Origin of the sequence: Halomonas sp. I5-271120 (assembly GCF_030553075.1) — a bacterium.
Lineage (GTDB): Bacteria > Pseudomonadota > Gammaproteobacteria > Pseudomonadales > Halomonadaceae > Onishia > Onishia taeanensis_A.
The window spans coordinates 1,883,702-1,910,597 of sequence record NZ_CP130701.1 but is presented as its reverse complement, the minus strand read 5'-3'; the positions used below and the strand labels follow the sequence as shown (position 1 = coordinate 1,910,597).

Below are 26,896 nucleotides of genomic sequence, written 5' to 3'. Positions count from 1 at the left end.
GAGGAGCTTGTCAATGCCGTCCCGTTTCGAACTGGCCAATGCCATTCGCGCGCTGTCCATGGATGCCGTGCAGAAAGCCAAGTCTGGCCACCCCGGCGCCCCCATGGGCATGGCCGATATCGCCGAAGTCCTGTGGAACGACTTCATGAGCCATAACCCGGCCAACCCGCACTGGGCCAATCGGGACCGCTTCGTGATGTCCAACGGACACGGTTCCATGCTGGTCTACTCGCTGCTGCACCTGACCGGGTATGAGCTCTCCCTCGAGGACCTGCAGAACTTCCGCCAGCTCCACTCCAAGACCCCGGGTCACCCCGAGTTCGGCTACACGCCGGGCGTCGAGACGACGACCGGCCCGCTGGGTCAGGGCCTGGCCAACGCCGTAGGCATGGCGCTGGCCGAGCGCACCCTGGCGGCCCAGTTCAACCGCGACGGCCATCAGATCGTCGATCACAATACCTACTGCTTCGTCGGCGACGGCTGCCTGATGGAAGGCGTCTCCCACGAGGTCGCTTCGCTGGCCGGCACTCAGGGCCTGGGCAAGCTGATCACCTTCTATGACGACAACGGCATCTCGATCGATGGTGAAGTCGAAGGCTGGTTCACCGACGACACCGCCAAGCGTTTCGAGAGCTACGGCTGGCACGTGGTGCCCAACGTCGACGGCCACAAGCCCGAAGAGATCAAGGCCGCCGTGGAGCTCGCCAAGAGCCACGACGACCGCCCGAGCCTGATCATCTGCAAGACCATCATCGGCTTTGGTGCCCCCAACAAGCAGGGCAAGGAAGAGTGCCACGGTGCGGCGCTGGGCGACGAAGAAGTGGCCGCAGCCCGCGTTCAGCTCGACTGGCCCCACGCGCCCTTCCACGTGCCGGAAGATATCTACAAGGGCTGGGACGCCACCCAGGCCGGCGAAGCCCGCGAGGCCGAGTGGAACGCTCGCTTTGCGCGCTATGCCGAGGCCTTCCCGGCCGAGGCCCGCGAGTTCACTCGCCGCATCAAGGGCGAGCTGCCCCGCGACCTGACCAGCGAAGCGCTGATCGAACAGGCTCAGGAACAGGGCGAGAGCATCGCCTCACGCAAGGCCTCGCTTGGCGTGCTCAATGAGCTGGGCCCGCAGCTGCCCGAGCTGCTGGGCGGCAGCGCCGACCTGGCGCCGTCCAACCTGACCTTCTGGAAGGGTGCCAAGGCCATCAGCCAGACCGAGCCCGGCGGCAACTACCTGCATTACGGCGTGCGCGAGTTCGGCATGGCCGCGATCATCAACGGCGTGGCCCTGCACGGCGGCTTCGTGCCCTATGGCGCGACCTTCCTGATCTTCTCGGAATACATGCGCAACGCCCTACGCATGGCGGCGCTGATGGGCCAGCGCGCCATTCATGTCTTCACCCATGACTCCATTGGCCTGGGCGAAGACGGTCCGACCCACCAGCCGATCGAGCAGCTGACCACCCTGCGCTCGACGCCGAACCTGTCGACCTGGCGTCCAGCCGATGCCGTCGAGACCGCTGCCGCCTGGCATGCCGGCCTCAAGCGTCATTCCGGCCCCAGCGCGCTGGTGCTGTCCCGTCAAGGACTGCCGCACCAGGCACGCGACAAGCACCAGTTGAGCAACATCCAGCGTGGCGGTTACATCCTTAAGGACTGTGATGGCACCCCGGAGCTTATCCTAATCGCCACCGGCTCCGAAGTCGGCCTGGCCATAGACGCCGCCGCCCAGCTTGGCGAGCAGGGCCGCGCCGTACGCGTGGTGTCGATGCCGTCCACCGACGTCTTCGACGCCCAGGACGCCGCCTACCGCCAAGCGGTGCTGCCGCTGGAAGTCGGCGCGCGCATCGCCATCGAAGCCGGCCATCGCGACTTCTGGTTCAAGTACGTGGGCCTCGAAGGCCGCATCATCGGAATGGACAGCTTCGGCGAGTCCGCCCCGGCCGGCGACCTGTTCAAGGAGTTCGGCTTCACCGTCGAGAACCTGGTGAGCGAAGCCGAACAGCTGCTGGACGACGCCGCCGAGTAAACCGCCAAGCTAGTTCCTCGGCCCGTCGTACCTCACGTCGCCCGAGCCCCTAGTGGGCTCGGGCTTTTTGTTGGCGCTTCTCTCTCGAAATCCTCACAAGATCCTCAACTTCTCCCCTCGTCAGGCGATAACGGATGATGATACTGGCGCCGAAAGAGCATGCCTTGGCGCTACGAATGATAGATACCGAAAGGACTCCTCGTGTCTCCAACGCCTTCAGGACGTCAAGGCCATGAGCGAAACGACATGACAGAGCAACTCGGACTCAACAACGTGCGCATCAGCGCCGCATCATTGGCCTTTGGGCGCGCCTGCGACACCGTCGGCAACCGCTTAGCGCCGGCCATGCCAGGGTGTCTAAACCCCATGGTCGGGAGTGCCTCTTGTGGATAAAGAGGACCTCTACAAGAAACGTCTTGAGCTTGCCCTCGAGGCCAGTGGTCTCGATCTCTGGGAGAACGACCTGTCAACGGGAGAAGTCGTCTTCGGTCTGACGAAGGTGTTCGCCGATCTGGGCTACGAGACCTACGAAACGGCAACCTACGTCGCTGACATCTTCAAGCTCGTACATCCCGATGACGTTTCAGCGGTCACTCAGGCGGTCGACGACCACATCAGCGGCATCACCGAACGCTACTACAGCGAATTTCGCATTCGCGCCAAGCGCGGCGCCTGGGTGTGGTATGCCAACTACGGGAAGATCGTCGAAAACGACGGCTCCATGACCCGTTTCACCGGCGTCTGCTTCAACCTCGATGAAAAGAAACACCAGGAGCAAGAGCTCCAGGCGCTCAATGAACGACTGACCGAGCAGAACATGCTGCTGGAACGGATGAATGCCGAGCTTCACATGCTGGCCACCTACGACTCGATGACCGGCCTGTATAATCGCCGCCACCTGATCAATGTCGGTGAAAGAGAAATTCGCCGCGCCCAACGTTTCGAGCACCCGCTGGCGCTAATGATCATCGACATCGACTTTTTCAAACGGGTCAACGACACCTGGGGGCATATCGCCGGCGATCAGGTCATTCGCGCCGTGGCCGACTGTTGCCTGCAGCAGACCCGCGAGCAGGTCGACACCGTAGGGCGAATCGGCGGCGAAGAATTCGCCGTCGTCTTGCCAGAGACCACACTTCACAACACGCTGGCGCTCGCCGAGCGTCTGCGTGAGCGCATTGCCACGAGTCGCATTCCGCTCATAGACGGGCAAACCATCTCAGTCACTGTCAGCATCGGCGCCGCAGAACTGCAACCCGCTTTTACGTCCCTGAACGATCTGATGATGTACGCCGACCGTGCCCTCTATCGCGCCAAGCGAGCCGGGCGCAACCAGGTCAACGGGCAGGGCTGGTAGAGCGCCAGCTCGTCATACAGTGTCGATGACGGCCCTCGCTCCTAGCCTTGAACAAGAGCCGTGAACAGGGCCAGGAACGAGGGCACCAGCATGACTCAGGCAACCGTCACCTGCGGGTCCAGATAGACGTCCTGAATGGCGTTGAGCAGTTGAACACCTTCCGCCATCGGCTTCTGGAAGGCCTTACGCCCGGAGATCAATCCCATGCCCCCGCCGCGCTTGTTGATCACCGCAGTGCGCACCGCCTGCGCCATATCGCTCTCGCCACCCGAGGCACCGCCGGAATTGATCAGCCCGGCGCGGCCCATGTAGCAGCTCGCCACCTGATAGCGTGCCAGGTCGATGGGGTGCTCGCTGGTCAGCTCGCTGTAGACCTTGTGATGGGTGTGGCCGAAGCCGATCGCCCGATAACCATCGTTGGTCTCGGCGAGCTTCTGCTTGACGATGTCGGCATTGAGGGTCGCCGCCAGATGGATCGCCTGGCCGGTCAAGTCGGCAGCAACATGGTAGTCAGTGCCATCTTGCTTGAAGGCCGGGTTGCGCAGGTAGGCCCACAGCACCGTGACCATGCCAAGCTCATGAGCACGCTCGAAGGCCGCGCTGATTTCCTCGATCTGACGGCGACACTCCGGCGAACCGAAGTAGATGGTCGCCCCCACCGCCACGCAGCCCATGTCGTGGGCCTGATCGACGCTAGCGAACAGCGTCTGGTCGTGAAGGGTCGGGTAGGTCAGGGTCTCGTTATGATTGAGCTTCATGATCAGCGGAATCTTGTGGGCATAGCGCCTGGCGACCGAAGCCAGCCCACCCAGGGTCGAGGCTACAGCGTTGCAGCCGCCTTCGATCGCCAGTTCGATGATGTTGGCCGGGTCGAAGTACAGCGGGTTGGGCGCGAAGGAAGCGCCGGCCGAATGCTCGATGCCCTGGTCGACGGGCAGGATGCTCAGATAGCCAGTGCCGCCCAGCCGGCCGTGGTTGTACAGGGCCTGCATGTTGCGCAGCACCTGAGGGCTTCGGTCGTTATCGATCATCACTCGGTCGACGAAGTCCGGCCCCGGCAGGTGCAGCTGCTCGCGGGGAATCGCGCTGCAGCGGTGCTCCAGCAGGTAACTCGCTTCATCGCCCAGAATCTTGGCGGTCTCGCTCATGGGATGCGCTCCTTGCAGTGGGAATGGATGCCTCTTCATGGTAGCCAGCAGCACTGCGACCACAAGCACCCGTGTCACTCTTGCCTGCCTCGCGCGCCACTTTCTCCCCCTCTTACTCCCCTCTTTCTTACACTTTTCCTTACGCCACTTTCGCACGCGAGGCGCCTCCCGGCAGGTGGCATCAACGGCGCGTCTCTCATGCCCCCCTCACGGCTGCCCACAACGGATGGCGAAGAGATTTTTCCCCGCTCTCAAGGCATTATACCGCCCAGGGAACAGAACACTGAGGAGGGAAAGGTGATCGCATTACTGCGCGGGTTTCTATGGCTGACGGGGTTCTGGCTCGCCGGCGAGACGCTGGTCGTGCTGCTCGGCCTTCCCGTTTCGGCGGGGGTGGTGGGCATGCTGTTGATGACCGGCATGCTGATGCTGCGCGTCGGGCGACTCGATGACATCGCCGCCGCCAGCCAGCCGCTGATCGGCCTGCTGGCGATGCTGATCATGCCAGGCGTGGTGGGCGTATTCTTCGTCGCCGACGACTTTGCCGGCCAGTGGCTTGCCGTCGCGGTCGGACTAGTGGGCGGCACCCTTGCCAGCGTACTGACCACCCTTCTGCTGATGCGCCGCTTCATGCCCCCCGAGCCCGGCTCAGCCACACCGGAAGAGACGCCGTCATGAGTGCTTCACTGATCGAGCTGCAAGAAGCGCTGCTGGCCACCCCGCTGTCGGCCATCGCCCTGACGCTTGCCGCCTACCTCGCTTCATTGTGGATCGTCGAGCGCATCGGGCGTCCCAGCTGGTGCCCGGCGGTCCTGCTGGCCGCCCTGCTGGTCGCCGCCAGCCTGTGGATGCTGTCGATCGACGTTGTCGACTATCAGCGCGGTGCCGGCTGGCTGATGCTGCTGCTGGGCCCGGCGACGGTGGCGCTCGGCGTGCCGCTCTACCAGCAGCTGCATCACATCCGGGCGCTTTGGAAACCGCTGGCGCTCTCCCTGCCACCAGCGGCGGCGCTGGCCTCCTGCTACTCCCTGGCGCTGGCCTGGGCGCTAGGCGCAAGCCCCGAAGTGCTCGCCTCGCTGGCGCCCAAGTCGGTGACGGCGCCGATTGCACTGGGCATCATCGACGAGCTGGGCGGCTCGGTGCCGCTGCTGATGGGCGGGCTTTTGATCACCGGCGTGATGGCGACCCTCGCGGTCAGCCTACTGGCCGCGCCGCTGGGCATTCGCGACCATCGTATCCTCGGCTTCGCGCTGGGCATCAACGGCCACGCCATCGGCACCGTACGCGCCTTCGAAATGAGCCCTACCGCCGGCGCCTTCGCCTCGCTGGGCATGAGCCTGACCGGCATCTTCACAGCCCTGTGCCTGCCGCTGGCCTGGCGGCTGCTGGGGCTCTAGCCCGGATATGGTCAGGCTCTAGCCGGGCCGTCACACGCCACGCACGGCCTGCAAGGCTGGCGCTTTTGCGCTAGAATCGTCGCCCTGTCGTCACCGAGTGCCCACCGGGCGCGGTCTTTCGTCTTCGTGTGATTTTCGTGTGTCTTTTGTGTGAGTGGAACCGACATCGTGGAAGCTGAGCCTCGTCCCATGGCCTATCGGGTCGCCATCAACGGCTATGGCCGCATCGGCCAATGCGTGCTGCGTGCGCTGACCGAGCGCCAGGCAAAGGCGCCAGGCGCCGCCGCGCCAACCCTCGAGGTGGTGGCGATCAACGAGCTTTCCGATCTTGACACCATCACCTACCTGACGCGTTACGACACCACCCACGGGCGCTTTCCCGGCCGCGTCGAGGGCCGCGACGGCCATCTCTACATTAACGATCGGCCGATCCAGGTGCTCAGCGAGCAAGACCCGGATCGCCTGCCCTGGCAGGCACTGGGCATCGATCTGGTGATCGAGTGTTCGGGCAGTTTCAAGGACCGCGCCACGGCCAGCCGTCACCTCGACGCCGGCGCCAAGCGCCTGCTGTTTTCCCAGCCCGCCGAGAGCGACGTCGATGCCACCATCGTCACCGGCATCAACGACGCCGACCTGACGCCTGATTGCCGCATCGTCTCCGCCGCCTCCTGCACCACCAACTGCCTGGTGCCGGTGCTGACCATGCTCGACGAGGCACTGGGCGTCGAGCATGGCGTGACCACCACCATTCACTCGGCGATGAACGACCAGCCGGTGATCGACGCCTACCACCAGACCGACCTGCGTCTGACCCGTTCGGCGATGCAGTCGATCGTGCCGGTCGACACCGGGCTGGCCCGGGGCATCAACCGCCTGATGCCCCACCTCAAGGATCGCTTCGAGTGCCTGCACGTGCGGGTGCCGACCATCAACGTCTCGGCCATGGATCTCGCCATCTGCGTGCGCCGCGACACCACGGCCGAAGCCGTCAACGCGCTGCTCAAGAAAGCCTGCCACGAGCGCCTATCAGGCCTGGTGGGCTATACCGAGGAGCCCATGGCCTCGGTCGACTTCAACCACGACCCGCGCTCCGGTATCGTGGACGCCACCCAGACCCGTGTCGCCGGCGGCCGGCTGATCAAGATGCTGTGCTGGTTCGACAACGAATGGGGCTACGCCAACCGCATGCTAGACGTCACCGAACGACTGGCAGGGCTAGGCGTCGTTCCCACGGTCGACGAGCGATGACCCGGCAAGGAAATGCCTAAAGGCCCCGGTATGAGCGCCGTTTGCGTCTCTCTCACCTGGCTTGCAACCCAGAGGACACTGCCCCGATGAATGTTCGCAAGATGACCGATCTGGACCTCGCCGGTCAGCGCGTGCTGATCCGCGAAGATCTCAACGTGCCGATCAAGAATGGCCGCGTCACCAGCGATGCACGGCTGCGCGCCTGCCTGCCGACCATCCTGGCCGCACGCGACTCAGGCGCCAAGGTGCTGCTGATGAGCCACCTGGGGCGTCCCACCGAAGGCGAGCCGGCCGAGGAATTCTCCCTGGCGCCGGTCGCCGAGCGTCTCGGCGAGCTGCTCGAGCGCCCGGTGCGCGTGGTCAAGGACTACCTGGGCGCCAACGTCGACGTGTCCGACGGCGAGGTCGTGCTGCTCGAGAACGTGCGCTTCAACGCAGGCGAGAAGAAAGACGAAGAGACGCTGTCCAGGCAGTACGCCGAGCTCTGCGACATCTTCGTGATGGATGCCTTTGGCACCGCCCACCGCGCCCAGGCCTCGACCCACGGCGTAGCACGCTTCGCGCCGACCGCCTGTGCCGGGCCGCTGCTGGCGGGCGAGCTCGAGGCCCTGGAAAAGGCGTTGGCCAACCCGGCACGCCCGATGGTGGCGATCGTCGGCGGCTCCAAGGTCTCCACCAAGCTCGACGTGCTGACCGCGCTCTCCGAGAAGTGCGACCAGTTGATCGTCGGTGGCGGCATCGCCAACACCTTCATCGCCGCGGCGGGCTACAACGTCGGCAAGTCGCTGCATGAAGCCGATCTGGTCGATCAGGCCAAGGCGCTGATGGCCAAGGTCGAGATCCCGCTGCCCACCGACGTGGTAGTGGCCACCGAGTTCTCGGAATCCGCCGAAGCGGTGACCAAGCCGGTCGATCAGGTCGCAGACGACGAGATGATCCTCGATATCGGTCCCGACACCGCCTCGCGCCTGGGTGGCCTGCTCAAGGACGCCGGCACCATTCTGTGGAACGGCCCGGTCGGCGTGTTCGAGATCGATCAGTTCGGCAAGGGCACACAAGCGCTGTCGAAGGCCATCGCCGAGAGCAACGGCTTCTCCATCGCCGGCGGCGGCGACACCCTGGCGGCCATCGACAAGTACGACATCGCCGACAAGGTGTCCTACATCTCCACCGGCGGCGGCGCCTTCCTCGAGTATGTGGAAGGCAAGACCCTGCCGGCCGTCACGGCACTTCGCGATGCCTTTGAGGCCGCGAAGTAACTAAGACAGTAACCAGTACCCCACATCCCTTGATCATCACGGCGTGGCCCAGCCACGCCGTCCTCATGTACAACAGGTGAGTTCATGGCACTTATCAGCATGCGCCAAATGCTGGATCACGCCGCCGAGTACGGCTACGGCGTCCCGGCGTTCAACGTCAACAACCTCGAGCAGATGCGCGCCATCCTCGAGGCGGCTGACAAGACCGATTCCCCGGTCATCGTTCAGGCCTCCGCCGGGGCCCGCAAATACGCCGGTGCGCCCTTCCTGCGCCACCTGATTCTGGCCGCCATCGAAGAATTCCCGCACATCCCGATCGCCATGCACCAGGACCACGGCACCAGCCCGTCGGTCTGCCAGCGCTCCATCCAGCTCGGCTTCTCCTCGGTGATGATGGACGGCTCTCTCGGCGAAGACGGCAAGACCCCGGCCAGCTATGACTACAACGTCGACGTGACCCGTCGCACCGTCGAGATGGCGCATGCCTGCGGCGTCTCCGTCGAAGGCGAGCTGGGTTGCCTGGGCAGCCTGGAAACCGGCATGGCCGGCGAAGAAGACGGCATCGGCGCGGAAGGCAAGCTCGATCACGATCAGCTGCTCACCGATCCGGAAGAGGCCGCCGACTTCGTCAAGGCGACCCACGTCGATGCCCTGGCCATCGCTATCGGCACCAGCCACGGCGCCTACAAGTTCACGCGTCCGCCCACCGGCGACACCCTCTCGATCCAGCGCATCAAGGAGATCCACGCCCGCATCCCCAACACCCATCTGGTGATGCACGGCTCCTCCTCGGTGCCGCAGGAATGGCTCGAGATCATCAACGAGTACGGCGGCGCCATCCCCGAGACCTACGGCGTACCGGTCTCCGAGATCGTCGAAGGCATCAAGCACGGCGTGCGCAAGGTCAACATCGACACCGACCTGCGCCTGGCCTCTACCGGCGCCGTGCGTCGTTTCCTGGCCAACAACCCGGCCGAGTTCGACCCGCGCAAGTTCATGAAAGAAACCGTCAGCGCCATGCGCGATGTCTGCATCGCCCGCTACGAAGCCTTCGGCACCGCCGGTAACGCCTCGAAGATCAAGCCGGTCAACCTGGAAGAAATGTTCAAGCGCTACGAGCGCGGCGAGCTGGACCCGCAGGTGAAGTAAGCCCCTATCGCCCGCCGGCCTTGCGCCGGTGGGCGCCCTTTGAGGACCCGCCATGCATAACCTATGGATCCCTGTGGTCGCCATCCTCGCCGTTGCCGGCATGATCTTCGGTGGCCAGGCCTATTCCGAGGCAAAGCGCGATGCCCATATCGCAGACCTGATCAGTGAACGCCTAGACAGCCAAGCGCCTGCCGAGATTTCCCATCTGGCGCGGGTCAACAAAGGCTATGGCGTGTGCGGCGACTACACGCTGTCAGGCGCCGAGACCGGCCGCTTCTACTACAACACCGCCACCGAGCGCCTGGCGCTGGGCACCGATGCCCCGCAGTATCGCGACAACTGCCATAACCTTCCTGAATAACGCCTTGAGCGTCTCAGTTCTTGAGCCGCCCTACCAGCTCAAGCTCGTCACCCTCGGGCGCCAGCACCAGGATCTCGCCGGAGCGCGGATAGACGCCGGTGAGTGCGGTGATATTGACCTGATGGGTGACCAGCACCAGCGCTCCCTCGCCGTTCCAGGCATCGATCAACGCGCGCAGCTCACGGGTCTGTCGCTCGGCAACAGCTCGGTCGCGAAAGAAGGAGTTGAGCGCCGGCGTGGGCATCACCTTGCCAAGCCCGAGCAGCTCGGCGGTGTCGAGGCAGCGACACCAGCGGCTCGCGCGCACCTCACTCACTGCTATTCCCCGTTCGCGAAACCGTTCGCCGATGGCGCGAGCCTGGGCACGGCCCTCCGCGGAAAGGTTGCGCTGGGTGGCGCAGTCATCCAGCGTAAAGCCCGTCGGGTCGCCGGTACCGGGCGCCAGGGCGTGACGCATCAGGGCAATGTGACCGCTGCGAGCAAGCGCGGCCCAGGCGGCGTCGTTGTCTTGCTGCGTCTGCGCCTTGGACAGCTGGGGCGCGCTCAAGGAAATGGCGGCCAGCAGGAGCAGCGTCAGCCTCAGCAAGGCCTGCAGCGATAGCGTCGCGAATCATCTGAACCTCGCAGGTAAAGAGCGGGTGGCTAAGCGAAGGCCATCGCAATGGCCGGAGCATCGTCGTGCGTTCAGCCTAGCCCATGCCCCTTGGCCACTCTTGGCCCCTGGCTGCTTTTCTCTCTTTTAGAACCGCGCGCGGAAGTGCCACTCGTCAGCGCCGACGTCGTTGCGAATGGCCTCGACCAGGGAAGGGTCGAGTTCGGGGTCGTCGAGCTCAAAAAGGCCGCAGCGCGCCAGGGCGCGGCGCGGGTTCACCGGTTCGCTCAGCCGCTCATAAACCACCCGCACGCAGCAGGGCATGCGCTCGCTGCTGTCGGCCACGCCGAGCTTGAGCCCGGTAAGGCGCGAGACGTGGCTGCGAAAGCTGGGAAAAAGGATGGTCTGGGTGACTTCGTGGCCGTTGAGCGATTCGTAGTCGACCATGAAGATACGGTCGGTCAGGAACAGTGCCGCGCCGCGATAGCGGTTGTGGTAGGGCCGCTGGTCGGTTGCGGAGGTCATTCGCTCGGTGCGCTGGTAGAGCGTGCTGCCCTCGTGGGATTCCAGGCAGACCAGGGTGCGCAGCACCTTGCCGGGCTGCGACATGGAGAGATAGTGCTCGTAGTAGCAGCCCACATAGCGCGACATGCCGCGGCTGCCCTGGGTGAGCAGCGCTTCGGGCAGGCTCAGCGAGCTGTGCGGCTTGTGGGTCTCTTCAGCCGCCTCGTCGGCCGGCCGGGGGCGCAGCCTGATCAGTGGCATGAAGTCGTCATGGGGCAGCAGGATCTCGTGAACCTCGACCCCGAAGAAGTCACAGATGCGCCGCATGATGCTGTCGCTGGGCCGGTAGCGTCCGCTCAGGTAGCGGTTGAACTGCGGCCGGTTGATATCGAGCCGGCGGCACACCTCGGCGATGGAGCGATAATAGCTGCATAGCAGGCGGAGATTGGCCGCAAAATCATCATGCATGTCGAGTCCTCGGCCATGTCGTGACCCGACATGGCGCAGTCTGGCGCACTTGGTGCGCATGATACTGCGCCAGGGCGCAACAGAGCGTCAAATCCCATTGTGCTGGGCGGGCTGATTAAATCGCGTGGACGACTCGCAAGAACAACACGCAAGAACAGCTCACAACAACACAATAGCGGAGACATCTTCATGTTGGATTTCCTCAACGACCTGCTCTGGGGCAAGGTGCTGCTGGTGCTGCTGATCACGGTAGGCGTCGGCTTCACGATAGCCTCGCGCTTCGTGCAGTTTCGCTACTTCGGCCGCATGTTCCAGATTCTCGGCGCCAGCCAGGCCTTCAAGCGCGACAAGCATGGGCATCTGAGCTCCTTCCAGGCGCTGGTGCTGTCGGTGGCCGGGCGCGTCGGCGGCGGCAACATCGCCGGTGTCGCGGTGGCGATCACCCTGGGCGGCCCGGGCGCCGTGTTCTGGATGTGGATGGTCGGCCTGATGGGCATGGCGACCAGCTTCCTCGAATGCACCCTGGCGCAGACCTACAAGCAGGCCAGTTCAGACGGCACCTATCGCGGCGGGCCGGCCTATTACATCGTCAAGGGGCTGGGCAGTCGCTGGACCTGGCTCGCGGGGCTCTATTCGGTGCTGCTGCTGCTGACCTTCGGCTTCGGCTTCACCGCCCTGCAATCCTATGCGGTGGCCACCTCCTTCGGTGATGCCTTCGGCGTACCGGTGCTCTACAGCGGCCTTGCGCTGGCGATGCTGGTCGGGCTGATCATCTTCGGCGGCATCAAGCGCATCGCGCGCATTTCCGAGGTGCTGGTGCCCTTCATGGCCGGCGGCTACATCCTGATTGCGCTGCTGGTGCTGGGCATGAACATCGACAAGATTCCGGACGTGATCACGCTGATCGTGAAAAGCGCCTTCGGTCTCGAACCGGCCATCGGTGGCGGCATCGGCGCGGCGATCATGATGGGTGTGAAGCGCGGCCTGTTCTCCAATGAGGCGGGGCTCGGCAGCGCACCGAACGTGGCGGCGGTGGCCTATGTGCCGCATCCGGCCAACCAGGGCATCGTGCAGGCCTTCTCGGTATTCATCGACACCGTGATCATCTGCTCGGCCACGGCCTTCATGATCCTGCTCAGCGGCGTTTACGATCCGGCCTCCACCAATGAGGTGGCGGGCATCGCCCTGACGCAGGCCGCGATGGCCGACCATGTCGGCGAATGGGGCCGCACCTTCGTCAGCCTGGCGCTGCTGCTGTTTGCCTTCAGCACCATCCTCTACAACTACTACCTGGGCGAGAACAGCCTCAACTTCTTCAGCCGTGATAACCAGACCCTGTTCAACGCCTTTCGCGTCGCCATCGTGCTGCTGGTGTGCTGGGGCGCGACCACCGACCTGGGCACCGTGTTCGGCTTCGCCGACGTGACCATGGGCCTGTTGGCGGTAGCCAACCTGATCGCCCTGATCATGCTGTTCAAGCCGGGCCTTCGCATCCTCAAGGACTTCGACGGTCAGATTCGCGGCGGCATCAAGCAGCCGATCTTCGATGCCAAGCAGCATCCCGACATGAACCTGGACCCCAAGGCCTGGGAAATCGAGCCGGAAGACCTGGCGCGCATGCATGACGTGCTCGGCAACACACCGGCCAGCGCCAAGGACTGAGCCCTGCTCCATCCGGCGCTGCCTGCCGGATGCACGCCAAGGCGCACGCGGCCCCGCCCGGTCGGGCGGGGCCGCGTCATTTTCCCCCTAGGCAATGCCTGAAAAGTACTGCGCTCGTCGACTCTTCAGACACAGCCTCGATTCTTCGCTTGCTGAGTGAACGACACCATGACAACACGCACAGAATACGACCTGCTCGGCGACATGACGCTGCCCAGCGAGGCCTGGTACGGCATCCAGACCCAACGCGCCGTGGACAACTTCCAGATCACCGGCGTGCCGATCAGCCACTTCCCCGAGCTGGTTCGCGCGCTGGCGATGGTCAAGTCGGCGGCGGCAAAGGCCAATGCAGACGTCGGCGTGCTGGCGCCGCACAAGGCCGAGGCCATCCAGGCGGCCTGCGCAGAGATCATTGACGGCGCCCTGCACGAGCACTTCGTGGTCGATTTGATCCAGGGTGGCGCCGGCACCTCGACCAACATGAACGCCAACGAGGTGATCGCCAACCTGGCACTGACCAGGCTCGGCTTCGCCAAGGGCGACTACGCCCAGCTGCATCCCAACGACGACGTCAATCGCTCACAGTCGACCAATGACGCCTACCCCACCGCGGCCTGCCTGAGCCTGCAGTTCGCCGCCGAACCGCTGACCCAGGCGATTGCCGATCTGAAGACGGCGCTGGAACACAAGGGCGCGGAATTCGCCGACGTGGTGAAGATGGGGCGCACCCAGCTGCAGGATGCGGTGCCGATGACGCTGGGGCAAGAATTCGAGGGCTTCGCCGTGACCCTGGGTGAGGACATCGAGCGCGTCACCGAGGCCTGCCGGCTGCTCTGCGAGGTCAACCTGGGTGGCACCGCCATCGGCACCGGCATCAACACCCACCCACAGTATCAGGCGCTGGCCGTCCGCCACCTGGCCACCCTCTCTGGCAAGCCCATCGTGCCCGCCTCGAACCTGGTCGAGGCCAGCTCCGACATGGGCGCCTTCGTCTTCCTGTCGGGAATTCTCAAGCGCTTCGCCATCAAGCTTGGCAAGATCTGCAACGACTTGCGCCTGCTCTCCAGCGGCCCGCGTACAGGCCTTGGCGAAATCGCCCTGCCTGCCATGCAGCCGGGCTCCTCGATCATGCCGGGCAAGGTGAATCCGGTGATCCCCGAAGCGGTCAACCAGACCGTCTACCAGGTGATCGCCAACGATCTCGCCGTGAGCCTCGCCGCCGAGGCCGGCCAGCTCCAGCTCAACGCCATGGAGCCGATGATCGTCTACAACCTGCTCAATTCGATGCGCATGCTGTGCTCGGCCTGCACCATGCTGCAGACCCGCTGCATCGAGGGTATCGAGGCCAATCGCGAGCAGTGCGCCCGGCACGTCGATAACAGCATCGGCATCATCACCGCGCTGGTGCCCCACATTGGCTACTCGAACGCCTCGCGCATCGCCTCCAAGGCGCTTACCAGCGGTGCCACCGTACGCGAACTGGTGATCGATGAGGGACTGCTCGACGAGGCCCAGCTGGACCGGCTGTTAAGCCCCCAGGCCATGCTCGCCCCCTTCCAGGAGGCCTGACCATGTCGCGACTGCTGATCCTGCACACCGGCGGCACCATCTGCATGCAGCCCTCGGCGACGGGCTATGTGCCGGCCGCAGGCTTTCCCGACCGCCTGGCGCATCATCTCCGCGGGAGCCCAGGCACACGCCTTGGCGACCATGGCACGGACGCGCTGCCCGACTACCGCCTCATCGAGCTCGAGCCGCTGATCGACAGCGCCGATCTGGCCCCGGCGGACTGGAACCGTATCGTCGCGGCACTGGCCGAGCACTGGCACGACTATCAGGGCTTCATCGTGCTGCACGGCACCGACACCCTGGCCTACACCGCCTCGGCGCTGTCGTTCATGCTCGGGCCCCTCGACAAGCCGGTGGTGCTCACCGGCGCCCAGATCCCGCTCGGCGAGCCGCGTAGCGACGCCATCAACAACCTGACCACCGCACTGTTGATGGCCGCCGACCCCGCCGCCCCACCGGAGGTCTGCATCGCCTTTCACGACCGGCTGCTGCGCGGCAATCGGGCGCGCAAGGTGCGAAGCCAGGGCTTCGATGCCTTCGACTCCCCCGATGCTCCCTGGCTCGGCGAGGCAGGCATCGCCCTGTCCTTCACGCCCGGCCTAGCGTTGGCGCCGGGCCAGCCCGAGGCGGACTCCCGCACCAAGGGCGATTCCGCCGCCGCGTTCACCCCGGATGTAACACCGCGTCACTTTGAGCCCGGCGCGGTGGCCATATTGCCAGTACATCCCGGCCTGTCAGCGGCCATGCTGGAGGCCGTGCTCGGCGATCCGGCCCTCAAGGGGCTGGTGCTACAGACCTACGGTGTGGGCAATCCCCCGAGTCTTGACGGCGCGCTGATCGACCGCCTGGCGCAGGCAAGCCGGGCAGGCATCGCGATTCTCAACGTCAGCCAGTGCCAGCAGGGCCGGGTCGTTCAGGGCGCCTATGCCAGCGGCGGCGCGCTGAATGCCGCCGGCGTGATTGCCGGTGCGGATCTTACCCCCGAGGCGGCGCTGACCAAGCTGCAGGTGCTGATCGCCGATGGCCTCAAGGGCGGTGGGCTGCGGGCGGCGCTGGCCACCCCGCTGCGCGGCGAGATGAGTCCTGGCTGACAGAGCGGCCCGCGTCTTCTTAGCAGCGCATCTTCTGAGCACGTCTTCTGAGCCCGTTTTCTCAGCCCGTCGCCTGAGTGAGTCTCCCGAACGCTAAACGGCCATGATCGCGGGGCATGGATGCCTCGACCATGGTCTACCTCATCTCGACAGCAGCGGTTACGAGTTACAGACTACAATGGGAACGGTTCCATTGATCGGGTAACAGCATGTCGTCATCCAAGGCTTCTCCGCGCCGCTCCACAATTCTCGAAGTGGCTTATCAGGCCGGCGTCTCCAAGACCAGCGTATCCCGCTACTTCAGCGGAGAACGCGACCGCCTGTCGGAAACGATGCAAACGCGCATCGCCAGTGCCGCCAAGCGCTTGAATTATCGCCCCAATCAAATGGCTCGCGGCCTCAAGGGAGGCCATTCGCGCCTGATCGGCATGCTCGTCGCGGACATTCTCAATCCCTTCTCGGTGGCGGTGATGCATGGCGTCGAGCAGGCCTGCCGGGCGAGGGGCTTCTCACTGGTGGTGTGCAACACCGACAACGACCCGGCTCAAGAGCGCGATCACCTCGCCCTGCTCGCGGCCTACCGGGTAGAGGGTCTGGTGATCAATGCCGCCGGTCAGCCCAGCCGCGAGCTCAAGCAGCTCGCCGAGCAGGGAACGCCGCTGGTCCTGCTGGACCGCTCACTGGGTGAACTCGAGGCCGACGAAGTTGGCCTCGATAACGCCCGGACCATCGACATGGCGCTTGATCACCTCTCGTCGCAGGGCTATGGCGATCTGCTTTACCTCAGCGAACCCACCTCACAGGCAAGTTCACGCCAGATTCGCCTGGAGCGCTTTGAGCAGCAGCGTGAGCGGCGCGGGCTGATGGGGCAGGCGATAAGCCTATCGCTGGACAAGGACGCCTCATCACTCGAGAAGGCCATCACGGACTTTCTGGCATCCCCCTCCCAGCGCCCCAAGGCGCTGCTCTGCGCCAATGGCAACGTCACGCTCGCCGTCACCCGGGCGTTGCAGGCCCAGGGCGTGATGCCAGGAACAATCGGACTGATGGGCATCGACGAACTCGACTGGTGCCAACTGGTGACCCCCGGGATCACCACGCTGGCCCAGCCCACCAAGGATATCGGTCGTGCCGCCGCGGAGACCCTGCTGCAGCGCTTGGAGTCGCGTGGCGAGGCGGCGCCGCCACGGCGCATCCATTATCAGCCCAGCCTGTTAGCCCGCGGCTCGACCCAACGTCATCCCACGAGCACCGCTTAAACTTCACTAAACCAACGCTTAAGCCTCGCTAGACCAACGCTTTGCGCCCCAGGAGACCATGATGGCCACTCATCAGGATTCACGCACCACGATGGTAACGTTCCCATCGCACTCCATCAGCGCTTCAGGCCCACCTTCAGTGCTGGTCGCCAGCTCGGCATTCGGCCACACGCTGATCGCCAAGCACGGCCAGGCGGCTATTTTGCCCCGGTTGAAAGAAGCCGGCGCCGATGGAGTAGAGATTCGCCGCGAGCTGCTACCCGAGGGCTTCGACGACTTCGAAGCGCTGGGTGAGGCCTGCGCAGAGCAGTCACTGAGCCTGGTCTACTCTGCTGCAGACGCACTCTGGAGCGGCGACAGCCTTGCATCAGGACTCATGACCCGCTTGGAAGAAAGCCGGCGTCTGGGCGCGGTCGCGGTGAAATTCTCACTGGGTCAGTACCCGCCTGATGCCTCGCCCTCATCTCGCGCCAACGCCTGGCAACGCCTGAACGAACGGCTGACGCCCCCCGATATGCCGCTGCTGCTGGTCGAGAATGATCAGACTCAGGACGGCGGCACCGTCGCACCACTTGCGGCGAGCCTTGCCGACGCAGACGCCGCCGGCTGTCCGCTCTTCATGACCTTCGACATCGGCAACTGGCACTGGGTAGGCGCCGATCCGTTGGCCGCTGCCGAGCGCCTGGGGCCCTATGTGCGCTACCTACACTGCAAGGGCGTGGTATTCAGCCAGGGACGCCCCCACGCCAGCGTGCCCGACACTGAAGAGCTCAAAGGCTGGCAGGGACTGATGGCGCACTTTCCTCAGGGCGTGACTCGGGCCATCGAATATCCCTTGCAGTCGCCACAGCTCCAGGACTTTACCCGCGGACAGCTCAACCGGTTGCGAGAGCTACATGCCTGCGTTCAGGACCCGGGCACACCGCCAGTCATCAACGACTGATAACCACCTACAACTGACAACAAAAGGAGCCTTCATGCGATCACCCGACACGCCACCAGAGGTATTGGCCTTCGGTGAGGCCATGACAATGTTCGTTGCCGAACATCAGGGAGAGCTGTCCGACGTCGAGCATTTTCAGCGCCGCATCGCCGGGGCCGACACCAACGTGGCCATCGGCCTGGCACGCCTGGGTCGGCGCGTCGGCTGGCTGAGCCGTGTCGGCAATGACGGTTTCGGTCGCTATATCCGTCGAACCCTGGAAGCCGAAGGCCTCGACTGCCGATACCTGATCAATGACCCGGAACATCCGACCGGGCTCGTGTTCAAGGAGCGCGCCGCTGATGGCGCCGACCCGCACGTCGAGTACTTTCGTCGCGGCAGCGCCGCCAGTCACCTTTCGCCGGACGATGCGGCAGCGGTGGACTTCGGCGCCCTGCGCCACCTGCATGCCACCGGCATTCCACCGGCCTTGTCACCTGGCTGCAGAGAGCTCTCTTGGCACATGCTCGACAAGGCACGAGAGGCTGGCGCCAGCATCTCATTCGACCCCAACCTGCGACCCAGCCTGTGGGACAGCGATGCCGAGATGGCGACTACCCTCAATGCCATGGCCGCCAAGTCAGACTGGGTGCTGCCGGGACTGGCCGAGGGGCAGCGCCTGACGGGGCTCTCGTCCCATCAAGACATCGCTGACTTCTATCTTGAACGCGGCGCCAAGGCGGTCATCATCAAGCTAGGCCCTGAGGGCAGCTACTATCGCGGCGTGATTGGCGGCCGGGAACAAAGTCTCATGGTGCCCGGCCTCCCCGTCGCTGAGGTGGTCGACACCGTCGGCGCCGGAGACGGTTTCGCGGTGGGTGTGATCAGCGCCCTGCTCGACGGCCGCTCACCGCGCGAGGCCCTGCATCGTGGCAATCTGATCGGCGCCGAGGCGGTTCAGGTCAGAGGCGACATGGAGGGTCTGCCCCATCGCGCCCGCCTGGAGCAGCTCGAAGCCCTCATCGACACGCCCACAGACCGGTGAAATGACGCCATTGAATTGAAACCAGTGAACTGAAGCCAGTGATCCAAAACCAGTGAACCGACGAACGTGAACGGACGCCTGGGAAACCGCAGCCTTTGCACAAGGAGATTGAGATGAAAAAGCGCATCGTGGCGTTTCGCCGCCTTAACGACGACCAGCTTGACCAGCTGCGCAGCGACTTCCACGTCGATTATTTCGACACACTGGAATCCGCCGACGACCCGGCCTTCCTCGCGGCCTTGGCGCAGGCGCACGGGCTGGTCGGCGCCAGCCTCAAGATCACCCCTGAGCTGCTCGACAAGGCACCGCATCTTGAGGCCATCGCCAGCATCTCGGTGGGTTATGACAACTACCCGGTGGATGAGCTTACCCGGCGCGGCATCCTGCTGTGCAACACGCCGGACGTGCTGACGGAAACCACCGCCGATACCGGCTTCTTGCTGATCATGGCCACCGCCCGGCGTGCCGTGGAACTCGCCGACTTCGTCAAGCGCGGCGACTGGCAGTCAAGCATCGACGAGGCGCAGTTCGGCTCTGACGTTCACGGCAAGACGCTGGGCATGGTCGGCCTCGGACGCATTGGCGCCGCCATCGCTCGACGCGGCGCACTCGGCTTCGGCATGCCTGTTCTGTATTCCAACGCCTCGCCCAAGCCGGCTCTGGAGGATGAATTGGGCGCGCGACGCTGCGAGCTCGACGAGCTGCTCAAAGTGGCCGACTTCGTCTGCGTCACGGTGCCTCTCAGCGCCCAGACCGAGCGTCTGATCGGTGCCCGAGAGTTCGCGCTGATGCGCCATTCGGCGATATTCATCAACATCTCACGCGGCAAGGTCGTCGACGAAGCCGCCCTGATCGCAGCGCTCGAGCAGGGAGAGTTTCGCGCCGCTGGCCTCGATGTCTTCGAGCAGGAACCCTTGCCCAAGGACTCACCGCTACCGCAAATGGCCAACGTGGTGGCGCTGCCACATATCGGTTCAGCGACGGTGGAAACCCGCACCGCCATGGCCCAGCGGGCCGCGGATAACATCACCCTGGCGCTGGGCGGCCAGCGCCCAATCAGCCCGGTTAACACCGAAGCCTGGGCAACACTCAGCGACTGATTGCCCCCGAGCCGCTCGCCGTGGCATATCTCGGCGAACGGCCCGAGTTAACGGCTCACTCAGCCGTCACCGACAACCCGCGCCGAGGGCACGAATTTGCTGGCGGCCTCCCGCCATCGTAGCCAGACGGCGAGCCTGCTGTTCATCGATATCGACCGCTTCAAGGCCATCAACGACACATACGGGCATCGCATCGGCGATATCGCCATCGACCACCTGGCCGAGATAATGCGCCAATGCGCCCGCAGCGATGATCTGGTCGCCCGCTACGGTGGCGAAGAGTTCATGGTGCTGCTTCCCTCAACCGAGCTTGATCTGGCCAAAGAGGTCGCCCAGCGCCTGCGCCGAACGGTCGCCAATACGCCACTGCATGTGCCGGAAACCGGTGTACTCGAGCTCGAATTGACCATCAGCGTCGGGGTGGCCAGCAACAACCCGCTGAACGGCAAGCCACACGACATCGATGTGCTGATCCACAATGCCGACCTCGCCGTCTACGCCGCCAAGCGGGGCGGGCGCAATCGTGTCGTGCGCTTCGGGCGCGACATGAACACCGAGGGCCAGCGCGACTTTTACACTGGCGACGCCCCTGCCTCCACCGGTGGCTGAGCCAACTGCCAGCGCCGCAGCGCGCCTTCCCGCTACCCCCTCGGCCACTGATGTCGCCTGCCACCACGCCCCTAGCCGTCACCGCGATGGCATCTGCCACGACTAAAGGTTAATTGGTGATCGGCTGCGGCTCTTCTAGATTTGGATCAATCCAAAAAACATATTCAACCTATCTCAGCCCCGATGGAGCACCGCATGGTTCAAGACACCGTCCACCCCTCGAGCCGCCGCGATTCCAGCAGCGTCACGCTGCAAGATATCGCCGCACATGCCGGGGTGTCGCGCTCGACGGTGTCGCTGGTGCTACGCGAAAGCCCACTGGTCGCCGATCGCACCCGCCTCAAGGTTCAAGCCGCCATCAAGGAACTGGGGTATGTCTACAATCGCGGTGCCGCCGCGCTGCGCGGCAGCCGTACTGCAACGCTCGGCGTGGTGGTCTACGACATCGCCAACCCCTTCTTCGGCGCCATGGTGGCAGGCATCGATGCGGCCCTGAATCGCGAGGGCTACGTCTCTTTCCTGGCCAACAGTGAGGACTCCCCGGAACGCCAGCAGCGCTTCCTTGAGCGCATGCGCGAGCATCGCGTCGACGGCATCCTGCTGTGTCCGGCCGAAGGCACTCCTCCTTCGCTGATCGATACCCTGGCCAACTGGTCGCTGCCTTGTGTGCAGGTTCTGCGCCATATCGGCGAGCCGCCCTTCGACTATACCAGCAGTGACTTCGCCCGCGGCGTACACCAGGCCGTCGACCACCTGGTCGGCCTGGGGCATCGCCGCATCGCCTTTCTCGGCGGCCATGCCCAACACTCGGCGACCCAGGAGCGCTGGCAGGGCTATTCAGAGGCCCTCTCCCATCACAACCTCGCCTATCAGCGCCTAATGCGCGGACAGGTGACGCGTCGTGCAGGCCTCGAGCTAATCGAAACGCTGATGCAGGAAACACCCCGCCCCACGGCGGTGATCTGCCACAACGATTTGATGGCTTTCGGTGCCATGCTCGGCCTCAAGCGAATGGGCCTGACCCCCGGCGTTGACTGCGCGGTAATCGGCACCGATGACGTCGAGGAGGCCGCGCTCAGCGACCCGGCCTTGACCAGTGTCGCCACCCATCCCTATGCCATCGGCGAAGAAGCCGCACGCCTCGCGCTGCGTCGCATCGCCGATCCCGACGGGGCCCGCGAGCAGGTCGTGTTGGCCCCGCGGCTTCAGGTCCGCGAATCCTGCGGCAACGCATCCCAGGCAACGATTTCCGCATCGCCAACCACGTCTGACTCGATCGCCTGAGCAGCCCCCAACCGCTGGTTGCGATCACTGCCGGCGGCGTCTAACCACGACATAACCACGACCAGCAACGACAACAACGAACTCTCAGCGAGGTAGCAATATGACCCGGAACTGGATCGATCCAAAAACAAAGCACTCCATGAAGCGCGGCCTGTTCACCGGCGGTTTGCTCGCAGCGGCAATGGCCATGGCGGGCGCCGCTCAGGCATTCGACCTCCGCTTTGGACACGGCGGCACCGACGACACCGCCTATCAGTTGGGGGCCGAGAAATTCCAGGAACTAGTCGGCGAGAACAGCAATGGCGAGATCGGCGTGCAGATCCTCGGCAACTCCGTGCTCGGCCATGAAACCGAGATGTTCGAACAGCAGATGGCGGGGGCGCTGGACATGTCGATCATCAACCCAGGGTTGATTACCGACTTTTCGCCCACCGCCAATGTCTTCTCGATTCCCTTCATGTATCGCGACGTCGACCACTGGCGGGCGGTACTCGACGGCCCGGTGGGTCGCGAGATCGCCGACAAGATCGAGGACGAAACTGGCGTCAAGGTGCTCGCCTTCTTCGGCGGCGGCAAACGCCAGATCGTCAGCACTCGGCCGCTCGAGAGCCTCGATGACCTGGAAGGCATGAAGCTGCGCACCAACCCCACCAAGCCCCTGATCACCGCCTGGTCGGCCTTGGGCGCCGAGCCCACCGTGATGGCCTGGAAAGAGATCTACACCGGCCTTCAGTTGGGCGCCATCGACGGCCTGCTCAATGAAGCCGAATGGATCCAGCGCATGCGCTTTCATGAGGTGGCGCCCCATATCGGGCTCTCGCAGCACGATATCACCGTGCGCCTGCTGACCATGTCGGAAATGACCTGGGACCGCCTCGACGCCGATGCACAACAGGCCGTCATGAAGGCCGCGCAGGAATCCGCCACCTACGCCCGTGGGGTACAGCTCGAGCAGGACGCCGAGGCTCTGGACCAGCTAGTTGAAGAGGGTGCGACGCTCCACGAGCTTGATCGCGAGCGCATGCAGGAAATCGTCAAGGCGCCGCTCACCAAGGTGATAGAAGACATGGGGCTGACCGAGCTCCACCAGAAGATCATTAACGCCGGTTAACGCCTGTGCCGGGGCCAAGCCCCGGCACCTTCCTCACTTTCCAACCGAGGACAGCGTCATGCCGACACTGATTCACGGCCTGTCTCGCCTCAACCGACTCCTGGAGCGCGGTCTACACCTGATTCTGCTGGCTCTGCTGACCGGTTTCATTGCGCTGATTATCTACCAGATTGTCAGCCGCAACCTGCCGCTATTGCCACGGCTTTACTGGACCGAAGAATTCAGCCGCTTTGCCTTCCAGTGGATGATCATGCTGGGCACTGCGGTGGGCGTGCTGCACGCGGATCACTTTGTGCTGGAGGCCTTCCCTCGTGGTTCACGGGCCGATCTGATCACCCGCTGGATCCGGGATCTGGCCTGCCTGGCGGTAGGGATCATTTTCATCGTCTACGGCAAGGATTTCGCGCTGTCCGGCCTCAGACGCCACGCCACCGCCTCTGGCCTATCAATGGTCTATGTTTATTCGGCCTTCCTTATCAGCGGCATCTTCATCTCACTGTTCAGCGCCCAGCGGCTGCTGCATGCCCTGCATGAAGGCATGGAGAGCATGGAGGCGGCCCTCAATACGCCAAGCGAAATCGACTCGATCTCCGAGTCCGCTGATCCGCATGGCGCCGAGCTCGGTGAGCTTGCCCCCGCCCTTAACGACCCTGACAGGAGCGCTTCATGATCCCCATGGACTGGATCTTCGTGCTGCCGTGGCTGCTGTTCGGGCTGCTCGGCGTCTTGATCATCGCCGGTGTGCCGATCGCCATGGCCCTGGTGCTGACTGCTGTCGGCGTCATCACCCTCGACCCGCGGCTAACCTACTGGGTGATGTTCCAGCGCATGTACAACGGCATGGACTCCTTCGTGCTGCTGGCCGTGCCGCTGTTCCTGCTGGCCGGCAACCTGATGAATGCGGCTCGCATCACCGATCGCCTGATCACCCTCTGCATGCGTCTGGTGGGTCACCTGAAGGGTGCCCTTGCCCACGTCAACGTCCTCGTCAGCATGCTGTTTGCCGGCGTTTCCGGCTCATCCACTGCCGATAGCGCCGGTGTCGGCACTGTGCTGATTCCGGCCATGAAGCGCGAAGGGTATCCGGTCAACTTCGCCGTCGCGGTCACCGCCGCCTCGTCCGTGATGGGCATCATCATCCCGCCGTCGATCAACATGATCGTCTGGGGCGCGCTGACCAACACCTCGATCGCCGGGCTGTTTCTTGGTGGCATCCTGCCCGGCGTGATGATCGGCGTCACCCAGTTGGCGCTCAACATGGGCTATGTGCGCCGTTACCAGGTACCGGTGAGAAAGCGTGCCTCACTGTCCGAGCTAATGAGCTCCGGCAAGGATGGCCTGCTGGCGGCGGGTATTCCGGTAGTGATCATCGGCGGCATCACGCTTGGGCTGGTCACACCTACCGAAGCCGCCGTCATCGCCGTGCTATATGCCTTGGCGCTGGGCTTCGTGGTCTATCGTGAGCTCAGCGTGCGACAGGTGCTCAACGCCTCTACCGATACCGTGCGGCTATGCTCGCTGTCCTTGTTCAGCCTGGTCGGTGCGGCGATCTTCGGCTATCTGATCAGCTTCTACCAAATCCCCCCCAAGCTGATGGCCGGCGTTAGCATCAGCGACCCGGTCGTGCTGCTGCTGATCATGACGGGGGTAATGCTGGTGATCGGCACCTTCATGGACTCGCTGCCGGCCATGGCGATCATGGCGCCCATCTTTCAGCCACTGGCCATGCAGGCCGGAGTACATCCCGTACAATTCGGGGTCATCGGCGTCATGGCGCTAGGCCTGGGATTGATCACCCCGCCCTATGGCCTGTGCCTGATGATCTCGGCCAAGATCGGTGGCATTCCGTTGCTGAAAGCACTGGCCACCACGATGCTCTACCTGACGGTGATGCTGGCCGTCATCGTGCTGTTGATCGTTTATCCTGACCTGGTGCTGGCCATTCCGCGCCTGGTCGCGCCTGACTTCGTGTGATTTAACGCCGTCATTCAGGCCATGGGCCCTCGCGCAGGGGGCCCATTCATGTTTCTGCCGAGAGGTTCCCATGCCAAACCGCCTATGCCTGCTCTTCGACTCCGACGGCACCCTGGTCGATAGCGAGATTCTGCTCGCCGAGGTCATGGCCGAAATTCTCACCCCGTTCGGCCTGCCCTTTACCGCCCGTCAGTACATGGACGAATTTCGTGGCGTGCGCTTCCTGTCGATCGTCCAGGAGCTCGAGACGCGCTTTGGTGCACTCGGCGAGACGCAACTAGCGGCGATGGAAGCCGCCATGCGGGAGCGCATGGCGACGCGCATGCAAAACGAGCTTCTGGCGATCGACGGCATGCCACTCGCGCTGGAAGCGCTTTCCGCGCATCCCAAGGCCGTCGTCTCCAACGGCCCCGAGGCCAAGATCCGCTGCGCCATGCAAAGCACCGAGATGGCACACCACTTCGACAACAACTTGTTCAGCGCCTATACCCTGGGCGTTTGGAAGCCCGACCCGGCGCTCTACCTCAAGGCCGCCGAGGCCATGGGTTATCCGCCCGAGCGCTGCGTGGTCATCGACGACGCCGCGGTGGGCATTGAAGCCGGGCTCGCCGCCGGCATGCAGGTCGTGCACCTCAACCATTTTGCCGACCAGGAAAGCACTCCCGCGGGCGCCCACGCGATTCACCATGCCCGCGAGTTGCCTGCCGTGATCGACACCCTGTCCCGTCAAAGCGCCTGACCGTTCCGAGGCCTCCCCCTGTCCCATGAACGCTGCCGAGTGATATCGGCAGCGTGTCGTGGCCCCCAAAGGGCACGCGTCTCCCCTCTATGCCACGGCGACGCCCAGCGATCCAAGTGGTATGGCATAAACTAATATAGTGACTAAACCACCGTGCTCGCGGCGAGGCTATCTTAAAGTCACGAATTAAAGAACACTGTTCAAAAATTGGCTATACTGCCGATATGGCCCGGCACGCCGCTATTCAATCTCCGGCGAGACGTGCCGATAGTTGTAACATTGGTATGATGTCCCCCTGTCTTGCCTCAGAGGATCGGCGATGACAATTCCGCGATGCCTGCTGTTCGATTGCGATGGCACCTTGGTCGACAGCGAACCCCTGCTGGCCGCCGAGATGGCGTACAGCTTGACGGCGCTTGGCCTGCCCTTCGCATCCAGTGACTACATGGGTGAGTTCCGCGGCGCCCGCTTCATGAATATCGTTGCCGAACTGCAGCGCCGCCACGGCGCCATCGACCCCGACGCTCTCCGTCTCGGCGAAAGCGGCATGCGCGCACGCCTGGCCGAAAGGCTGGCCAGCGAGCTCACCCCCTTGCCCGGCGTTCGCGAGGCGCTGGACGCGCTGGCCGGCTACCCCAGAGCAGTGGTCTCCAACGGGCCGGAGTCCAAGATTCGCACCGGCCTCAAGACGACCGGCCTGAGCGACTACTTTGGCGACCGGCTGATCAGCGGCTATACCGTTCAATGCTGGAAACCCGACCCCTGCCTGTACCTGCATGCCGCCTCCCTGATGGGCTATGAGGCACGCGAGTGCATCGCCATCGACGATGCCATCGTCGGCGTCAAGGCAGCCCTGGCCGCCGGCATGCAGGTGATTCACCTGAACCGCTTCCCGGACGTGGAGACCACGCCGGAAGGCGCGATCCAGATCAGCAACATGCACCAGCTGCCCACCGTGATCGCCCATCTGGCTCATGAGGCGGTCGCCAGCCTGTCACTCTGACGCCTGCACCTCTCCTTTACCTCATCAC

The 26,896-nt window shown here is 64.1% G+C and carries 25 protein-coding genes; 22 read left to right on the top strand and 3 right to left on the bottom strand.

The window, feature by feature from the left end; translation table 11 throughout:
- The first annotated feature begins 13 nt into the window (after positions 1 to 13).
- Both tkt and Q2K57_RS08505 read left to right on the top strand, forming a co-directional pair.
- Positions 14 to 2,017 (top strand): transketolase, encoded by a 2,004-nt coding sequence (gene tkt, locus Q2K57_RS08510; RefSeq protein ID WP_304524843.1) that lies wholly within the window; start codon positions 14 to 16, stop codon positions 2,015 to 2,017.
- Positions 2,018 to 2,402: 385 nt separating this feature from the next.
- Positions 2,403 to 3,374 carry a diguanylate cyclase gene (locus tag Q2K57_RS08505; RefSeq protein WP_304524842.1) on the top strand — a complete coding sequence of 324 codons (972 nt, stop codon included), beginning with the start codon at positions 2,403 to 2,405 and terminating at the stop codon, positions 3,372 to 3,374.
- Positions 3,375 to 3,469: 95 nt separating this feature from the next.
- Here the strand turns inward: Q2K57_RS08505 and Q2K57_RS08500 are convergent, their stop codons facing one another.
- Complete coding sequence (locus Q2K57_RS08500; protein WP_304526640.1) at positions 3,470 to 4,522, bottom strand: class I fructose-bisphosphate aldolase; 1,053 nt, start codon at positions 4,520 to 4,522, stop codon at positions 3,470 to 3,472.
- 300 nt (positions 4,523 to 4,822) lie between these two features.
- Here Q2K57_RS08500 and Q2K57_RS08495 point away from each other — a divergent pair, with 300 nt between their 5' ends.
- The 6 genes from Q2K57_RS08495 to Q2K57_RS08470 all read left to right on the top strand — a co-directional run bounded on the left by Q2K57_RS08495 (position 4,823) and on the right by Q2K57_RS08470 (position 9,936).
- A complete protein-coding gene (locus Q2K57_RS08495; RefSeq protein WP_304526672.1) occupies positions 4,823 to 5,200 on the top strand; it encodes a CidA/LrgA family protein in 378 nt (125 codons plus the stop codon).
- Positions 5,197 to 5,919, top strand: a complete 723-nt coding sequence (locus Q2K57_RS08490) for an LrgB family protein (protein WP_304526639.1) — start codon at positions 5,197 to 5,199, stop codon at positions 5,917 to 5,919. The genes Q2K57_RS08495 and Q2K57_RS08490 overlap by 4 nt, the downstream gene beginning before the upstream one ends.
- 189 nt (positions 5,920 to 6,108) lie before the next feature.
- Positions 6,109 to 7,167, top strand: coding sequence for a type I glyceraldehyde-3-phosphate dehydrogenase (locus tag Q2K57_RS08485; RefSeq protein ID WP_304526671.1), 1,059 nt, complete (start codon positions 6,109 to 6,111; stop codon positions 7,165 to 7,167).
- A gap of 86 nt (positions 7,168 to 7,253) precedes the next feature.
- Positions 7,254 to 8,426 (top strand): phosphoglycerate kinase, encoded by a 1,173-nt coding sequence (locus tag Q2K57_RS08480; RefSeq protein WP_304526638.1) that lies wholly within the window; start codon positions 7,254 to 7,256, stop codon positions 8,424 to 8,426.
- Between the two features lie 84 nt (positions 8,427 to 8,510).
- Positions 8,511 to 9,575 (top strand): class II fructose-bisphosphate aldolase, encoded by a 1,065-nt coding sequence (fba, locus tag Q2K57_RS08475; RefSeq protein ID WP_304526637.1) that lies wholly within the window; start codon positions 8,511 to 8,513, stop codon positions 9,573 to 9,575.
- Between the two features lie 52 nt (positions 9,576 to 9,627).
- Positions 9,628 to 9,936, top strand: a complete 309-nt coding sequence (locus Q2K57_RS08470) for a hypothetical protein (RefSeq protein ID WP_304526636.1) — start codon at positions 9,628 to 9,630, stop codon at positions 9,934 to 9,936.
- A gap of 13 nt (positions 9,937 to 9,949) precedes the next feature.
- Here Q2K57_RS08470 and Q2K57_RS08465 read toward each other — a convergent pair whose 3' ends face one another.
- Both Q2K57_RS08465 and Q2K57_RS08460 read right to left on the bottom strand, forming a co-directional pair.
- Entirely contained in the window at positions 9,950 to 10,522 is a 573-nt protein-coding gene (locus Q2K57_RS08465; RefSeq protein ID WP_304526635.1) for a histidine phosphatase family protein, read from the bottom strand.
- 153 nt (positions 10,523 to 10,675) lie between these two features.
- Positions 10,676 to 11,500, bottom strand: coding sequence for a helix-turn-helix transcriptional regulator (locus tag Q2K57_RS08460; protein WP_304526634.1), 825 nt, complete (start codon positions 11,498 to 11,500; stop codon positions 10,676 to 10,678).
- A 189-nt stretch (positions 11,501 to 11,689) separates the two neighbouring features.
- On the opposite strand from Q2K57_RS08460, the gene Q2K57_RS08455 reads away from it, so the two are divergent.
- From Q2K57_RS08455 to Q2K57_RS08390, 14 genes are all read left to right on the top strand, one after another.
- A complete protein-coding gene (locus Q2K57_RS08455; RefSeq protein WP_304526633.1) occupies positions 11,690 to 13,162 on the top strand; it encodes a sodium:alanine symporter family protein in 1,473 nt (490 codons plus the stop codon).
- Positions 13,163 to 13,330: 168 nt separating this feature from the next.
- Entirely contained in the window at positions 13,331 to 14,731 is a 1,401-nt protein-coding gene (locus Q2K57_RS08450) for an aspartate ammonia-lyase (RefSeq protein ID WP_112056128.1), read from the top strand.
- Between the two features lie 2 nt (positions 14,732 to 14,733).
- Positions 14,734 to 15,822, top strand: coding sequence for an asparaginase domain-containing protein (locus Q2K57_RS08445; RefSeq protein WP_112056127.1), 1,089 nt, complete (start codon positions 14,734 to 14,736; stop codon positions 15,820 to 15,822).
- A gap of 209 nt (positions 15,823 to 16,031) precedes the next feature.
- Positions 16,032 to 17,081, top strand: a complete 1,050-nt coding sequence (locus Q2K57_RS08440; RefSeq protein WP_112056126.1) for a LacI family DNA-binding transcriptional regulator — start codon at positions 16,032 to 16,034, stop codon at positions 17,079 to 17,081.
- Between the two features lie 91 nt (positions 17,082 to 17,172).
- Positions 17,173 to 18,024, top strand: a complete 852-nt coding sequence (locus Q2K57_RS08435) for a sugar phosphate isomerase/epimerase (protein WP_112056167.1) — start codon at positions 17,173 to 17,175, stop codon at positions 18,022 to 18,024.
- Between the two features lie 34 nt (positions 18,025 to 18,058).
- Positions 18,059 to 19,048, top strand: coding sequence for a sugar kinase (locus Q2K57_RS08430; protein ID WP_304526631.1), 990 nt, complete (start codon positions 18,059 to 18,061; stop codon positions 19,046 to 19,048).
- Positions 19,049 to 19,161: 113 nt separating this feature from the next.
- The gene (locus tag Q2K57_RS08425; protein WP_112056124.1) at positions 19,162 to 20,148 is read left to right on the top strand and encodes a D-glycerate dehydrogenase; all 987 of its coding nucleotides are present in this window, start codon (positions 19,162 to 19,164) and stop codon (positions 20,146 to 20,148) included.
- 96 nt (positions 20,149 to 20,244) lie between these two features.
- Complete coding sequence (locus Q2K57_RS08420) at positions 20,245 to 20,757, top strand: GGDEF domain-containing protein (RefSeq protein WP_112056123.1); 513 nt, start codon at positions 20,245 to 20,247, stop codon at positions 20,755 to 20,757.
- Between the two features lie 195 nt (positions 20,758 to 20,952).
- Positions 20,953 to 22,041, top strand: coding sequence for a LacI family DNA-binding transcriptional regulator (locus Q2K57_RS08415; protein ID WP_112056122.1), 1,089 nt, complete (start codon positions 20,953 to 20,955; stop codon positions 22,039 to 22,041).
- Positions 22,042 to 22,141: 100 nt separating this feature from the next.
- Entirely contained in the window at positions 22,142 to 23,152 is a 1,011-nt protein-coding gene (locus Q2K57_RS08410; RefSeq protein ID WP_112056121.1) for a TRAP transporter substrate-binding protein, read from the top strand.
- A 58-nt stretch (positions 23,153 to 23,210) separates the two neighbouring features.
- A complete protein-coding gene (locus tag Q2K57_RS08405) occupies positions 23,211 to 23,822 on the top strand; it encodes a TRAP transporter small permease (RefSeq protein WP_112056120.1) in 612 nt (203 codons plus the stop codon).
- Complete coding sequence (locus Q2K57_RS08400) at positions 23,819 to 25,126, top strand: TRAP transporter large permease (protein ID WP_112056119.1); 1,308 nt, start codon at positions 23,819 to 23,821, stop codon at positions 25,124 to 25,126. The genes Q2K57_RS08405 and Q2K57_RS08400 overlap by 4 nt, the downstream gene beginning before the upstream one ends.
- Before the next feature lie 70 nt (positions 25,127 to 25,196).
- A complete protein-coding gene (locus tag Q2K57_RS08395) occupies positions 25,197 to 25,865 on the top strand; it encodes an HAD family phosphatase (protein WP_304526630.1) in 669 nt (222 codons plus the stop codon).
- Between the two features lie 319 nt (positions 25,866 to 26,184).
- Positions 26,185 to 26,868, top strand: a complete 684-nt coding sequence (locus Q2K57_RS08390; protein ID WP_112056117.1) for an HAD family phosphatase — start codon at positions 26,185 to 26,187, stop codon at positions 26,866 to 26,868.
- The last annotated feature ends 28 nt before the right edge of the window (positions 26,869 to 26,896 follow it).

Coding starts and splice junctions, on each gene's coding strand:
- Q2K57_RS08390 (WP_112056117.1), top strand. CDS start 26,185: ATGACAATTCCGCGATGCCTGCTGTTCGATTGCGATGGCACCTTGGTC.
- Q2K57_RS08435 (WP_112056167.1), top strand. CDS start 17,173: ATGGTAACGTTCCCATCGCACTCCATCAGCGCTTCAGGCCCACCTTCA.
- Q2K57_RS08440 (WP_112056126.1), top strand. CDS start 16,032: ATGTCGTCATCCAAGGCTTCTCCGCGCCGCTCCACAATTCTCGAAGTG.
- Q2K57_RS08460 (WP_304526634.1), bottom strand. CDS start 11,500: ATGCATGATGATTTTGCGGCCAATCTCCGCCTGCTATGCAGCTATTAT.
- Q2K57_RS08395 (WP_304526630.1), top strand. CDS start 25,197: ATGCCAAACCGCCTATGCCTGCTCTTCGACTCCGACGGCACCCTGGTC.
- Q2K57_RS08500 (WP_304526640.1), bottom strand. CDS start 4,522: ATGAGCGAGACCGCCAAGATTCTGGGCGATGAAGCGAGTTACCTGCTG.
- Q2K57_RS08425 (WP_112056124.1), top strand. CDS start 19,162: ATGAAAAAGCGCATCGTGGCGTTTCGCCGCCTTAACGACGACCAGCTT.
- Q2K57_RS08490 (WP_304526639.1), top strand. CDS start 5,197: ATGAGTGCTTCACTGATCGAGCTGCAAGAAGCGCTGCTGGCCACCCCG.
- Q2K57_RS08470 (WP_304526636.1), top strand. CDS start 9,628: ATGCATAACCTATGGATCCCTGTGGTCGCCATCCTCGCCGTTGCCGGC.
- Q2K57_RS08410 (WP_112056121.1), top strand. CDS start 22,142: ATGACCCGGAACTGGATCGATCCAAAAACAAAGCACTCCATGAAGCGC.
- fba (WP_304526637.1), top strand. CDS start 8,511: ATGGCACTTATCAGCATGCGCCAAATGCTGGATCACGCCGCCGAGTAC.
- Q2K57_RS08485 (WP_304526671.1), top strand. CDS start 6,109: ATGGCCTATCGGGTCGCCATCAACGGCTATGGCCGCATCGGCCAATGC.
- Q2K57_RS08450 (WP_112056128.1), top strand. CDS start 13,331: ATGACAACACGCACAGAATACGACCTGCTCGGCGACATGACGCTGCCC.
- Q2K57_RS08415 (WP_112056122.1), top strand. CDS start 20,953: ATGGTTCAAGACACCGTCCACCCCTCGAGCCGCCGCGATTCCAGCAGC.
- Q2K57_RS08480 (WP_304526638.1), top strand. CDS start 7,254: ATGAATGTTCGCAAGATGACCGATCTGGACCTCGCCGGTCAGCGCGTG.
- Q2K57_RS08400 (WP_112056119.1), top strand. CDS start 23,819: ATGATCCCCATGGACTGGATCTTCGTGCTGCCGTGGCTGCTGTTCGGG.
- tkt (WP_304524843.1), top strand. CDS start 14: ATGCCGTCCCGTTTCGAACTGGCCAATGCCATTCGCGCGCTGTCCATG.
- Q2K57_RS08455 (WP_304526633.1), top strand. CDS start 11,690: ATGTTGGATTTCCTCAACGACCTGCTCTGGGGCAAGGTGCTGCTGGTG.
- Q2K57_RS08430 (WP_304526631.1), top strand. CDS start 18,059: ATGCGATCACCCGACACGCCACCAGAGGTATTGGCCTTCGGTGAGGCC.
- Q2K57_RS08445 (WP_112056127.1), top strand. CDS start 14,734: ATGTCGCGACTGCTGATCCTGCACACCGGCGGCACCATCTGCATGCAG.
- Q2K57_RS08405 (WP_112056120.1), top strand. CDS start 23,211: ATGCCGACACTGATTCACGGCCTGTCTCGCCTCAACCGACTCCTGGAG.